This is a genomic window from Roseibium sp. RKSG952 (genome assembly GCF_009711355.1).
Map to the genome: position 1 here is coordinate 1 of NZ_SMMF01000832.1, position 14,008 is coordinate 14,008.

The following is a 14,008-nucleotide window of genomic DNA, read 5'->3' on the forward strand; positions in this document are numbered from 1 at the left end:
CCAGATCCATGTCCATATCCAGCATGTCCACCGGATAGCCGGTTTTGTCCGCAACGATCGCCAGCACTGTTTCAGTGACGTTGGGTTGTGCTGCAATCCTGCCAGGTGCGGCCCGAGGTTGTTCATTCTGAACTCCTGCTTCCGCCAGTTCAGCCGTTTCTTTCGCACCTTGATACACAGCCGCGTCGTTTCTGACCGACAGTTCGGCCAGTTTTGCCGTCAAACCGGCCACTTCGGAATTCAGTTGATCCAGTGTCCGCCGGCCGGCCAGTTCGTCATCCTGAAACACCCTTGCCTTTGCAGGATAGGGCTTGTTGTAATTTGCCCCGTTGAGCTGAAGTTCATGTTTTTTCGGCTTGGGCATTGGCTCTTCGGCCGGAGCTTCCTCCCAAAGGGAAGCCAGATTTACCCGGTATCCGGCGATACAAAGCCCGCCTATGGCATTGTGAAGTGCGGCAACGCCTCCTGTCTTCGCATTGTCCAGCGACACCACCGTATGAGGGCGCTTTCCGAGCACCGCCTTGATAAACCTGCCGCAGGTATCCGAAGGTCCAACCTCGACAAAGGTTCTCACACCGTCACGGTACATGGTCTCGATCATGGCAAAGAACCGCACCGGACTGGTCAGATGACGGGCGAGAATGTTCTGCGTTTCATCATCGGCCCGTGGGTAGGTGCCCGCCATCAGATTGGAGTAGACCGGCACTGTCGGCGCCTTCAGCCCGCTCTCGAGGATCGCCTCTTTCAATGGCGCATAAGCCGCTTCAACGAGTGGAGAATGAAACGCGGCACTGACATTGAGCGGAACGACCTTGATCCCCTTTGCCTCGAATGCCGCTTGTGCTTCCAGAGTGTCATGCTCCGAGCCTGCAAGCACAAACTGGTCAGGGGTGTTCAGGTTTGCGAGGTACACCTTGCCCGGCAGCTGGGCCAGCGTGTTCGAGACGGTGACTTCCTTGGCAAAGACGGCGATCATCCGTCCGCCCGATTGCTTGGCCGCCATGGCACATGCGATGCCACGATCCCGCGCCAGTTTCAGAGCTGCTTCTTCTGTAAGCGCGCCGGCCGCATGCAGGGCCATGATCTCGCCGACACTATGGCCCGCCATGCAATCGGCCTCGATGCCGAGTTCTTTCAATAAGGAAAGCTGCGCCATTCCAACAAGGGTGATGGCCGGCTGCGCGTTCTGCGTCTGCGTCAGCAAGGCAAATTGCCGCTTCCGTGCGTCGTCATCGAAAGCGGGAGGGGGAAACGCGATCCGATGGAGGTCTGCGGACCCGAGGCTCGCGTAATCGGCTGCCCGGTCCCAGGCCTTGCGCGCCTTGTCGAAATGCAACGCGAGTTGCGCGCCCATACCGATGTATTGACTGCCTTGGCCTGCGAAAACGAAAGCCGTTTTGCCCCGATCGGCCGCCCGGCTTTCATAGCCAAGCCCCTCCACAGACAGCGGAACTCCCTTGTTGGCGGCTCGCTGTATTTTGTCTGCTTTCGCGCGCAAATCCTTAACAGAACCGGCAACCAGATAGCCGCGGTGAGATGCGGAATACTCAAAGGCTTCCTGGCTTTCCCAGGCATTGAAGGCCAGGGCATCTTCACTTTCGCACAGATCCAGGGTTTCCTCGATCTTGGTGCAAATCTCGGAAACGGTGTCACCACTGAACAGAAACAGTTCATTGGGCAGAATACGCAAACGCGGCGGCTTCACCCCTTCGCCACGATATTCCTCCAGGGTCACGTGGAAGTTACTCCCGCCAAATCCGAAGGAACTGACCGATGCCCTCCTTGGAAAGTCGTTTCCGCGGACCCAGGGCCGGGCCTGTTCGCTCAGATAGAAGGCCGAATTGGCAATATTCAGTTTGGGGTTCGGGGTCCCGATATTGATCGTCGGCGGCAAAACCTTGTGATGCAGCGCATTCACCATCTTCGACAAGCTTGCCGCGCCGGCTGCAGACTTGGTGTGCCCGATTTGCGATTTGACGGAGCCCAGAGCGCACCAGTTCCGGTCCGTGGGTGCTGCGGGCTGAAAGACGCTCTGCAATCCTGCAAATTCGACGGCGTCACCGACCCGTGTGCCGGTCCCATGCGCCTCCATGAGTTCGACCGTGCGCGGCGTATACCCCGCTTCGTCATAGGCGCGTGTGATCGCAAGCGCCTGACCGTCCGATTTCGGCGCGTAAATGCTGGTTCCGCGACCGTCGGAGCTTGCCCCGATGCCACGCAACACGGCATGGATTTCATTACCGTCCCGCTCGGCATCTTCCAGGCGGCGCAGCGCAAGAATACCGCATCCCTCGCCCATCAAGGTGCCATCACAATCGGCCGAAAACGGCCGGCAGGACCCGGTCTCCGACATTGCCGGGGTTTTCGAAAAACACATGTACATGAAAATGTTGTTCAGAGCATCGGCGCCACCGGCGAGCACCATGTCGGACTCTCCAAGCCACAGCTCCTGAACCGCGTGACGGACGGCGGCAAGCGAACTCGCACACGCCGCATCGGCCGTGAAATTGGTACCCCCAAGATTGAACCTGTTGGCGATCCGCCCGGCCACGACGTTCCCCAACAGGCCGGGAAACGTGCTTTCCCGCCAGTCGGTGTAGTTGGAAACAATCCGGTCAGCGATCTGCTCTGCATCGCCTTGTGCAAGGCCATGTTCCAGCATGGCCTGGATCCAGACCGGACGGTTCAGCCTGCTGGCCATGTCACCGATCAGCTCGGTCCCGGCCGCCACGCCCAAAATGACGCTGGTGCGCTTGGGGTCGACCTTGCCCACCGTCCCTTTCTGCGCCCGCTCCAGCACGCGCTGCGCCACATAAAGCGCAATCAGCTGCACCGTGTCAGTGGTCTCGACAACTTGCGGCGGCGTGCCGAATTTGACCGGATCAAACGAAAAATGCGGTATGAACGCGCCGCGCCGGACATACACCTTGTCGGGCACAGACGGATCCGGATTGTAAAAATCCCGGGTCAGAAAATGGCTGTCCGGTATGTCGCTGGTCGTATCGGCGCCCTCGACAATGTCCCGCCAGAAGCCGGAGGTCGTGCCCCGCCCGGCGAACATGGTTCCAAGACCAACAATTGCAATCGGTGCTTTATTCAATGTCATTTGACTACCCCAGCCAATCTTGAAACCATTTGGACACTCGGGTCCGTTGTTTATCCAAGTTCCAGCCGGACGGGCCGGAACGTCATCATGTGCGCAGGAACCGCAACGCCACAGCTTCTGAGTTGCTGCGCTCTCGTAATGCGGGTAGCACCTTCAAGCAGGTTCAATCCGATCTGGCGGACAGTCCGGTTTTGCGCTTCAGCCAGAAACGTGCCATGCGCCCAAGTGTTGAAAGCGCCCATGGCCGGGCCACACCAGACCTGATAGTCCAGACGCCTGTCAGCGTTACCGTCCCGCGCCCATTGTGATCCCAGGAACAGGAAACGCTTGAAGACCAAGGCCAGTTTGAGCTTGTCATTGGTGTCGGCGCGGGCAACCAGATCCGGCTTGTTGCGGGCATGGTAGGCGCGGGTTTCCGCCCAGGCCGCATCGAAGGGCTGGCGCAAAACCTTTTTCTCGACCCACTCGCGGTCCCTTGCGGGCAGTTCATCAAGGCTTTGGTATCGCCGGTAAAGCGCATCCAGACGCTGGCCGGTGGTCGCAAACAGGGTGCCTTTTTTCAGGACCTGAACCTTCGCACCTATTTCGAACATGTCAGCGGCAGGCGCGAGGGCAATGTCGGCAACATCTGCTTCGCAGAGCATGGCCTTGGCGTCGTCGGAGAGATTTGCTTCCACCGAAGCCTGATTGATGGAACCGGTCAGCACATAATCTGCCCCGATTGCAAAGGCCGAAGCGACCGCAGCCGGTGTGCCGATCCCTCCTGCAGCACCGAGGAAGACCGGTCGGTCATAGCCGTAACGTTCGACCGCCCTGTCGAGTGTTTCCCTGATCGCCGGGAAAAGCGCGCCTAATGGCCGCCCGTCCGTGTGCCCGCCGGAGTCCGCTTCCACCGTGATGAATTCGGCAACCGGCAGCCGCCGCTGCAACTCCGCCTGTTGTTCGGTAATCGCACCATCCTGCACCAAGGCGGCAAGCATCTTTTCAGGAGGCGGCAAGAGAAATGCCGAAGCGACCTCGGGTCTCGAAATCTTTGCAAAAACCCGTGTTTTTCTAACGATTCCGCCCGTTCCGGAAACATGAAGACCCGCTGCGGAGAAGCGTACGACATCTTTTGACAGGCGCATGAATGCCGAGGCAGAGACGTTTGCCACACCTTCGGCAAGAAACAGATCGACCAGCTCGGTTTCACGTTCGGGCCGGTCCGGCGAATGGATCAGGTTCATCCCCCAGGCTGTGTTTTCGCCGACCGCCTCGCGAATGCTCAGGATTGCGTCCCGCACAACAGGAACGCGAAGACCGGCGCTGCCGAAAAACCCAGCAAACCCGGCCTTGACCGCCTCTATCACCATTTCGGGGGACGCTATGCCCCGGGCCATCTCGCCGCAAACATAGGGAAACCGGCAGTCAAGCACTTGGCCAAAGTCACGATTGCCCAGCCATTCCGGAAAGATGCCGGGCAGCGAACCAACGACATCCCGCGCATTGTTCTCTAGACCTGTGTCGGGGTTCGAGACTGACTTTTGGGTAAGTCCGGCCCATCGATGCCCGCGATCATCCGACACGATCACCGCGTCATCACGAAACCTGTCGAGGCACAACTGCAACAAGGTCAGATGCTTGTCACGCTCCTGCCGCAGTTCTGGAGGACGGTCGCCGCCGGCGAGGCCTTCATGTTCGGGAAGCAATAATTCCGAAGTCCGGGCATCCATGCAGACAGCCTCTCGCGATATACAGACGATCGCCGGAAGACTTCTTTATTGCCCTTGCAATTTCAAATACTGATTGGAATAAACAGAATCATATTCACGTACGAATCCGCCAAAAGTAAAAGCTCAAAATTTATTAAAACGGAACAAATTAATTTGGAAAAGACATTCTATGAAACCAAAATGATTGCCCCTTTCCTCCCATGAAACGATCTAACAATAAATGGTATAGATATTAGGTTGTTTAACCAATAAGTTACAATATGTTCCCGTTATAACCATTCTCAGTTTCAAAAAAAACAAACAAACCAGAAAATTAGTTTCACAGAGCAGGTCAAATTACCAATTGGTTTCCGGATTCCTTACAAGGAACCACAAGCCCTTAACTCCAGATTATTTATTATTAGTTTCACCAACATTGTCTAATCAAGCACAAATATATTAAAAATGATTTACCCAGACCAAATCCACCCCTACGTCATTTTTTCAACAGATTGAAAGCGCGATCAGCCAAACTTAAAAACACATAGACTGCCAACAGGCCGACCAGGAAACGCAGATCCGTCCATATCGTACCGCCAGCAAACCGGCGGGCCAGATCATTGGCTTCCGTCCAGACGTAATAGCTGGCGACCACAAGGATGAGCGTTACCAAGACCGTCACCACCAAAGAACGCCAAGATTGTTTTTGGTCATTGCTCACCGCAACACCCTCGCCGTGTCAAAATCCGCCTTGAACACCAGCAGATCGTCGAGCTGCTCGACCTCGCCTTCGATTTCAATGTAAAGCGCCAGCAGGTCGCGGATCTGGTCTCCAAGCACCTGACCGTCCTTGTCAGTCATCAGAAAGAAGTTGCGGCCTGCAACCGGCCCTGTAGAGACAAACACCGGCGGGATACCGCCTGTGATGCAAAGATCGGCGCAGGCCTTGTGCGCGATTCCGCTACCCGGCCGCATCGCGCCCGCATAACACTTGCCGTCACAGATTTCGCCACTCAGCCGCCAGCGCCCCAGGGAGGCGGGGGCCGCAGGCGTGAAGCCTTCGTCAGGGCTGTCGCTTGCTGACACATTGCCGACCTGGATCATCATCAGGTCGCCGCGCCTCACAGGCACGCCCTTGAGCGTCACCGGCTGGCCCTTGTGGCGGTTGGCCTGATCGAAGACCCCCCGCTTGCCCTGACCCGACAGCATATAGGTCTTTGCCGGCGCTCCATCGGCGGCAGGCGTGCGAAACACCGGATAGGGCTGCAGTTCGAGAATGCCGGACTGCTCGAACGGCGCCCCCCACTGGAACCCGCCATCGCCAGGATCATTCTGGGTCGAGGACAAGGCGAGAGCCGCCAACCCCAGACCAACAAGAAAGCAGACGGCAAACACACTCAGGAAGGCGACCAACTGCTTCGGAATACCGAGATACCCAATGAAAAAGGGCTGATCCTTGTCCGGTCTCATGACGCCTCCCCGATCTCGACAGGATCGACATGGGTGCCCGCTGGCAAGGGCGTTGGATCAAGCAGGATGGTGGAGCCGAGAAGCATCAGCTGGTAGGTGGCGATTTTCTCCGTGAACGGCGCCGGGGACCGGCCGTTCTCAAGTTGATACTGATGCCCGTGCCATGGACAAGTGATGACGCCGTCGATGACCCGCCCCTCGCCCAAAGGGCCATTCTGATGCGCGCAGGCATTGCTCAAGGCAGAGAGCTTTCCCTTGTAGCGCCAGACAGCAACTCGGTCATGACCCGGCACCGAGACGATCCTCGCCCGGTTATTCTCGATCTCGTCAACCTCGCCCACCACCAGCCAGCCGTCCTGCTGCAATCCGATTAGGTCAGGCTTGCGCGGTTTCTGATCCTTGTCCGCATTACGCTCCCTGCGGCTTGCCGAAAAATGCAGCCCGCACACGAGCACGACACTGGCGGCGACAACGCTTGTGAAAATCGGATCGTCCGGTCCTTGCAAGGCACCGAGTGCCACATGCAAGACGACAAGCGCATAGGCTGCATAGATGAACATATGCAGCGCCTTCCAGAGCGGTGCGCCCAGAAAGCTCAGCCAGAAATCATGGCTCGTGGCGGCCAGCACGAACAGGATGATCAGGGCGGCAATGCCCAGCGTTTCAAAGGGAAAACCGATCAACTGGCCGTAACTGGTATTGGATGCCAGCAGCGCGGCATACCTGTCGGTCGGGCTGAAGTTGAAATACCAGCCAAGCACATAGTTTGCGTGGACGGCGGCCACGGCGGCGGTCATCACCCCGAAATGACGGCGATTGTACAAAAGCGGCAAGAACCGCCTGTCGAGCCGCGCCAGCGGGCCAATGCACAAGATCACGGTCAGCATCAGGAAGGCGCAGCTGCCGAAAGCCCGCATGCGCAAGGTCGCCCCGTCAATCGGGCGGGTCACATCCTGATAGTTCGGGCCAACGCGGATATATAAGTACAGATACAGGATCACGCCGATCAAAAGGACGGCGTCATAGAGATACTTGTTCCGGTTCCAGAGGACGGGTGCGTATTGAACACTCATTGCACCACCTCCCCCGCCGGGGCGCTGATCCGGACCGCTGGCCGGTCAACCGGCACCGTCTGGCGCAAGGCCAGAACGAGAAACAGGGCAAGCGGCAAGGCAAAGGCAAGGACTGACCAGATCAGGGCGTGGGCCGAGCGATGCGGGCGTTTCATGAAGCGCCTCCATTCCGGCGCTGTTTTTCCAGCACAAACCACCGGATCAGAACGAGGGGCCAAAGCAGGCAAATTCCGGGAATGAGCAACGGGCGGAAAACAAACGCCCCGCGCGCGGACGGGTCGACCCGGTCTATCCCGACCCCGAGAAAAAAAGCTGCGACCACCAGACCGGCCAGCAAGTAATAGCGGCCGATGTCAATCAGAAGTGCACCTGTCCCCATGCAAACCTCCCGTCGAGAGATCAAGCTTAAACCGATACAACCCGCCCTGTCACGGTACGGCTTGCGCGTATTTCTCAAACCAGTTCCGGATCGGTCATGACTTCGACCAGCGAGGGTCCCCCATGGGCAAAGGCATCCGACAAGGCGTCATGCAGTTGCTCGGGATCGGTCACCCGGCTGCCATGCCCGCCGCACAGCCGGGCAAATGCCGAAAAGGACGGATTGGCGAGGCTTGTCTCCCACACGGGCCACTCACCTGCCTTCTGCTCTTTCGAAATCTTGCCGAGTTCGCCGTTGTTCAAAAGGATATGGGTGATGTTCATCCCGTATTTGACGGCCGTGGTGAACTCCATCGCATATTGGCCAAAGCCGCCATCGCCGGAGATCGAAATCACCTTTCGGCCGCGATGGGCTTCAAAATCCTGTGTCGCGCACCACGCTCCGATCGCGGCCGGAAGGCCGAAACCGATCGATCCGAGATAACCCGACATGAGGATGTGCTGGCCCCGCGGTTCGAAATAGCGCCCGAAGGAATAGGTGTTGTTGCCGACATCAACCGGCAGGATGGCGTCGTCCGGGCACAGTTCCGTCAAGGCCTTGAAGACAGATGCCGAGTGAAGCCCCTGACCGCGAAACTCTGCCAGGCGCCGCTCTTTTTCCGCGCGCCAGATCTGCCAGCGTTCGGCCAGTTCGCACAGCTGGTCCGCAGCCTCCGGTGCCTTGCCGACATGCGGCAACACGGCATCGCAGAAGGTGCCGATTTCGCTCCAGACCGGCAATGTCACGGGATGGAACTTGCCGAGCTGCATGCGTTCGAAATCGACCTGTAAGATCGGCTTGTAGGGCGCAATCCCCGTGTGATTGGAAAAGGACGAGCCGAGGGAAATGATCAAATCCGCCTCGTTCATGAACCAGCTCGCAATCGGCGTGCCCGAGCGCCCCAAAACACCCGCCGCATTGGAGTGTGTATCAGGGATCAATCCCTTGCCCTTGAAGGTGGTCAGCACGGGTGCGCCGATCTTCCTGGCCAATGCGATCACATGATCGCGCACGTCCCTTGCACCATATCCCAGCACCACGACCGGACGTTTTGCGTTGTTGATCATGTCTGCAGATTGCCGGAGATCCTCCGCCGATGGCGCAATATCGATCCTCCCGAGCCGTCCCTCCGGCCCACGCGCCTCCGCATCGCTTGGGATGGTCTGGACGTCGTCCGGAAACACCAGATGGGCCACATCCCGCTCGACGATGGCGGTTTTCAGCGCCAGCGACATCAGCTCCGCATGGTTGGATGAGGGCAGCACCGCCTGCGAAAACCGCGAGACCGCCTCGAAGGCCGATTTGAGATCAATGTCCTGAAACGCGCCGGGACCGAACACCTGGGTTTGAACCTGTCCGGTCAGCGCCAGAACCGGGGCACGGTCCACTTTCGCGTCCCACAGGCCTGTCAGCAGATTGGTGGCGCCGGGTCCGGCGATGGCCAGACAGGCAGCGGGGCTTCCCGTGAGCTTGCCATAGGCGGAAGCGGCAAAGGCGGCCGCCCCCTCATGCCGGATCCCGACATATCCAAGGGTTCCCTTGGCGGTTTGCAGGCGCAAGGCGTCGGCGAGGCCGAGATTGGAATGGCCCACCATGCCGAAAACCCGTTTGACACCCCAGTTGACCATGGTTTCGGCCATGACATCGGTGACGGTGCGCACATGCTCCGGTTCCGGTTCCAGACCGACAAATATCTCGCCGTCCTCGATCTTGAGCGGATATAGTTTTTGGCCGGTATCCTCATGACCGCCCGGAGGCGCACCGGTGATCGGGTCAAAATCCCAGCCGTGCCACGGACAGCGTATCCAGCATTTGCCATCCGTGCCCGTTTCGATGGAGCCTTCGCCCAAAGGCCCGCCCTGATGCGGGCAATGATTGTCCATCGCCGCCCATTGACCATCAAAATGCGACAGGCACAGCGATGTGGTGCGCGCTGTCACCGTCTTGACCCGGCCTTCCGGCAAATCCCCGGCATGCCCGACCGAAATCCAGTCGAGATGTTGCGTGTCGATTGCGTCCATGATCGTCCCCCTCAAACCGGCCCTTGTGAGGCAACGCCGCCATAGGCAATGCCGGACAGGTCCGACATCTCCCGCTTCCAGGTGGTCAGATCCTCGATCGAAAACCCGGAAAGATGGCTGTGCCCACAGGCCCGGGCCATCACCTGCATCAATTCCACGGACGCATCGAAAAAATTCGCAAGCTGGCGCGCGGATTTCTCGATCACCAGCCGGTTGACCAGATGCGGTTTCTGGGTGGCGATGCCGACCGGGCAATTGTTGGTGTGGCAAGCGCGCATGGCGATGCAGCCAATCGCCTGCATCGCCGCGTTGGAGACGGCAACGGCATCAGCCCCAAGCGCCAGCGCCTTGACGAAATCGGCAGGCTTGCGCAAGCCGCCGGTGATGATCAGGGTCACGTCGGAACGGCCCACCCGGTCCAGATGGCGGCGGGCGCGGGCGAGCGCCGGAATCGTCGGAACGGAAATATTGTCCCGGAAAATGATTGGTGCGGCCCCCGTGCCGCCGCCCCGTCCATCCAGAATGATATAGTCGACGCCAATCTCCAGCGCGACGTCGATGTCCTTTTCTATGTGCTGGGCAGAAAGCTTGTAGCCGACCGGAATGCCGCCGGTGCGACTCCTCACCTCGTCCGCGAAATCGCGCAGCTGGGCAGCGTCGGTCCAGTCGGGAAAGCGGGGCGGGGAAATCGCGTCCTCTCCTTCGTGAAGGCCACGGACCTCGGCAATCTTGCCCTGCACTTTTGAGCCCGGCAGATGACCGCCCGTACCGGTCTTCGCTCCTTGCCCGCCCTTGAAATGAAAGGCCTGCGCCTTCGCGAGCCTGCCCCATGAAAATCCGAACCGGGCCGAGGCCAACTCGTAAAAGTAACGGGAATTGGCTTCCTGCTCCTCCGGCAGCATGCCCCCTTCCCCGGAACAGATCCCGGTCCCGGCAAGCTCCGCGCCGCGCGCCAGAGACACCTTGGCCGGTTCCGACAAGGCCCCGAAGCTCATGTCGGACACAAACAGCGGGATCTTCAGCTTCAAGGGCTTATGGGCATTCGGGCCGATCACCACATCCGTGCCGATTTCCTCGTCATCGAGCAGCGGAAACCTGGCGAGCTGGGCGGTCAGAAGCTGGATATCGTCCCAATCCGGCAACTGCCCCCGTGGCACGCCCATCGCATCGACCTTGCCGTGATGCCCGGTCTTGGAGAGCCCGTCCTTCGCATATTGCTGGATCAGTTTGGTGTAGGGCTCTTCCTCCGTGCCGTGGCTGGTGTCGGCGTAAAGGCCGAGATAAGCCGAGCGGTCGAAAGGCTGAGGATTGTCGACCGCCCATGCGGCGATCTCTTCCGCATCGACCAGGACACGGTCCTCATCGGTCCAGCAAGCAAATTTCGGGAGGGCTTCGGCGTTGTTGTATTCCGACACGCCGCTATCAAGGCGGTAGTCCCAATAATGAACACCGCAAATCAGGTTGTCGCCATCGACAAAGCCGTCGGACATCAGCGCCCCGCGATGCAGGCACCGGCCATAAAAGACGGAAACCTCGTCATCAAACCGGACCACCACCAGATCCACATCGGCAACAAACGCATAGTGCGGCGTGCGGTCCGGCAATTCACTGAGCTTGGCTACCTCGGTCGCTTTCATAGTCCCCCCTCAATTCCATAAAAAACTCTGGCCGTCCGGGCCGTTCTGCCTGGCTATAGAAAGGTTTCGGTACGCATCTCCGGCATGGGTTGCGCCTCCGGCGGCTTGTCCCGGGCCGCCACGTGCATGCCAAACCATTTTGAGCCGGGCACCGCCGATACCCCGTGCAAAACGGCACTGATCCAGACCGCGTTGGTCGCCAGCATCAAGACCGTCTCTCCAAGCTCGTGGTCGATCTGGTCCACAACCAGCAAGGCGAACAGAGCAGTTGCCAGCCCGCGTGGCCCGAACCAACCAAAGAAGAGCCGGGTCGAGGGCGCTGCATCCGTGCCAATCAACGACACCCAGATTGCGAGCGGACGCACCACGAACAGGCTGATCAGAATGATGGCAAGGGTTGTTGTGTCGAGATGGTTTAATGCTTCCGGCACCAGCGCGAGGCCAATCAGGAAAAACGCGCCCCAGGTCAGCATCTGGCCCTCGCTCTCGGTGAACTCGTAGATGAAGGGGCACTGTCCCTTGACCACATTTCCGAAAAACAGACCCGCAACAAAAGCAGCGATGAAACCGTTGCCGCCGATCTCGCCGGCAGCTAGGTAAGCGCCACCCGCCATCGCAATCGCACCGATCCCTTCGATGGTTACGGTGGTCATTTGCCTGCGCTTTGCGGCCAGAAACACCCGCCCGCCGATCCAGCCGATGATGACGCCCACCAGCGGCCCGAAAACAAGCTGCTTTGCACCGAACAAGGCCCAATTGGTTGCATCGGTTTGCATCATCTCGGCCGTGAGGCTGGCGAACAGCAGGATTGCGGGCAAGGCCAGCCCGTCATTGAGACCGCTTTCAACCGTCAACGCGCGGCGAACGCGTTCCGGCACCACCGGGTTGGTAACGACCGCCTGTCCGAGAGCGGCATCGGTCGGAGCGAGGATCGCCGCAATCAGCATGGCCACCACGAGCGGATAGGCTCCAAGAAAAGGGGCTGCCGCGATTGTCCCGAACACAATCGACAAGGGCAAACCGATGACCAGCATGCGCAGCGGCCAGACATGCCTGTCCCGAAGGGCTTTCAGGTTGATTTGCGCGGCATCGAGAAACAGGAGAATGATCAACGCAAGCTCGGCGACGATGTGTAGCAGATGTTCGGCCTCTGCAACCGGCATCATCCCCGACATGGCCATCAGATAGCCAGCGCCCAGAAACAGGATCGGCGCTGTCAGAATGGTCGCCGACAGCCGCTTTGCCAGCAACGTATAGGCGACAGTGAACATTGCCAGCAATAAAAGACCTGTGGCCATAAGCAGTGCCCCCTTTCCTCCGGACCGCGCATTGCTCAATCGATAGCACTATTTGCTCAGATTAAAATATGTTTCTCAAATCATATCGGCATGACACGCTTGTGCATCTTCGGTGATACTCACAATACCGTAAATACTTCAAAACGTGATTCAAATCACACTTGGCAAACTCTAGGGCATTTCAAACCATATCTCGTTTGCAATTCGCTACCTTCACCCCCGATCACATCCCTGTGTTCGTCGAATAACCTGCAATACACACCGGCCTCCGCTTTGGGCGCTTGCCCATTGATTTATGTCAAATTTAATTGCCAAAAAATCTGTCAATTTAGATTGACATATCGGAGGGTCGGCCATGCGCATTCTTTTCATCCACCCGAACTACCATTCCGGCGGAGCGGAAATAGCGGGCAACTGGCCTCCTGCCTGGGTCGCCTATTTGTCGGGAAGCTTGAAAAACGCGGGCTTTACCGACATCCACTTTCTCGATGCCATGACCAACCACCTGGATGATGACGGCATCCGGCAAGGAATTGCAAAGATCAAGCCGGATGTGGTCGGCGTAACCTCGATCACCCCGTCCATCTATGCCGCCGAACACATACTGGATATTGCGCGCGAGACCGTTCCCGACGCGATCCGGGTTCTGGGCGGGGTTCACGCGACCTTCATGTACAAGCAGGTCTTGAGTGAAGCGCCCTGGATCGACGTCATCGTGCGCGGGGAAGGCGAAGAGATCGCCATTGACCTGATGCGGACCATTGACGAAGGCCGCTGGCCGCAGGACCGCCACAAGATCAAGGGGATTGCATTCCGCGAGGATGACCAGATCCTGGCAACACAGGCAGCCTCGACGGTCAAGGATCTTGACGCGATCGATCCGGACTGGAGCATTCTGGAATGGGAGAAATACACCTACATTCCACTCGGCACCCGGGTGGCCATCCCGAACCTTGCCCGTGGCTGCCCGTTCACCTGCTCATTCTGTTCGCAGTGGAAATTCTGGCGCGACTACCGGGTCCGGGATCCGCAAAAGGTCGTTGACGAGATCGAGACGCTGGTCCGCGAGCACGATGTCGGCTTTTTCATCCTTGCCGACGAGGAACCGACCATCAACCGCAAGAAATTCATCGAATTCTGCGAAGAGCTCATCGCCCGCGGCCTGCCGGACAAGATCAAATGGGGCATCAATACGCGCGTTACCGACATCATGCGCGACAAGGACCTGCTGCCGCTCTACCGCAAGGCGGGCCTCGTTCATGTCAGCCTTGGTGAAGGTTTTTCGATGCGGGCC

Annotated in this window: 11 protein-coding genes; 1 reads left to right on the plus strand and 10 read right to left on the minus strand. The window is 58.7% G+C overall.

Annotated elements, in window-relative coordinates; all coding sequences use genetic code 11:
* The 10 genes from E1297_RS09165 to E1297_RS09205 all read right to left on the minus strand — a co-directional run.
* Positions 1–3,106, minus strand: a 3,106-nt coding sequence (locus E1297_RS09165) for a type I polyketide synthase (RefSeq protein WP_155136951.1), incomplete at its 3' end; no start/stop codon positions are given.
* Positions 3,107–3,156: 50 nt separating this feature from the next.
* Positions 3,157–4,818, minus strand: a complete 1,662-nt coding sequence (locus tag E1297_RS09170; protein WP_155136954.1) for a PfaD family polyunsaturated fatty acid/polyketide biosynthesis protein — start codon at positions 4,816–4,818, stop codon at positions 3,157–3,159.
* Between the two features lie 475 nt (positions 4,819–5,293).
* The gene (locus tag E1297_RS09175; protein ID WP_209015717.1) at positions 5,294–5,518 is read right to left on the minus strand and encodes a hypothetical protein; all 225 of its coding nucleotides are present in this window, start codon (positions 5,516–5,518) and stop codon (positions 5,294–5,296) included.
* Positions 5,515–6,267 carry a hypothetical protein gene (locus E1297_RS09180; protein ID WP_155136957.1) on the minus strand — a complete coding sequence of 251 codons (753 nt, stop codon included), beginning with the start codon at positions 6,265–6,267 and terminating at the stop codon, positions 5,515–5,517. Before E1297_RS09180 ends, E1297_RS09175 begins: the two co-directional genes overlap by 4 nt.
* The gene (locus tag E1297_RS09185) at positions 6,264–7,340 is read right to left on the minus strand and encodes a Rieske 2Fe-2S domain-containing protein (RefSeq protein WP_155136960.1); all 1,077 of its coding nucleotides are present in this window, start codon (positions 7,338–7,340) and stop codon (positions 6,264–6,266) included. The genes E1297_RS09180 and E1297_RS09185 overlap by 4 nt, the downstream gene beginning before the upstream one ends.
* A complete protein-coding gene (locus tag E1297_RS49100) occupies positions 7,337–7,495 on the minus strand; it encodes a hypothetical protein (RefSeq protein ID WP_196223254.1) in 159 nt (52 codons plus the stop codon). The genes E1297_RS09185 and E1297_RS49100 overlap by 4 nt, the downstream gene beginning before the upstream one ends.
* A complete protein-coding gene (locus E1297_RS09190) occupies positions 7,492–7,719 on the minus strand; it encodes a hypothetical protein (protein WP_155136963.1) in 228 nt (75 codons plus the stop codon). The genes E1297_RS49100 and E1297_RS09190 overlap by 4 nt, the downstream gene beginning before the upstream one ends.
* Positions 7,720–7,793: 74 nt before the next feature.
* Positions 7,794–9,779 (minus strand): thiamine pyrophosphate-dependent enzyme, encoded by a 1,986-nt coding sequence (locus tag E1297_RS09195; RefSeq protein WP_155136966.1) that lies wholly within the window; start codon positions 9,777–9,779, stop codon positions 7,794–7,796.
* An 11-nt stretch (positions 9,780–9,790) separates the two neighbouring features.
* On the minus strand, positions 9,791–11,416 hold the full coding sequence (locus E1297_RS09200) for a glutamate synthase-related protein (RefSeq protein ID WP_155136969.1): 1,626 nt from the start codon (positions 11,414–11,416) through the stop codon (positions 9,791–9,793).
* Between the two features lie 53 nt (positions 11,417–11,469).
* Positions 11,470–12,714: a sodium:proton antiporter gene (locus tag E1297_RS09205; RefSeq protein WP_155136972.1), complete on the minus strand. Its 1,245-nt coding sequence runs from the start codon at positions 12,712–12,714 to the stop codon at positions 11,470–11,472.
* Between the two features lie 355 nt (positions 12,715–13,069).
* Here E1297_RS09205 and bchE point away from each other — a divergent pair.
* Positions 13,070–14,008, plus strand: a 939-nt coding sequence (bchE, locus tag E1297_RS09210) for a magnesium-protoporphyrin IX monomethyl ester anaerobic oxidative cyclase (RefSeq protein ID WP_155136975.1), incomplete at its 3' end; no start/stop codon positions are given.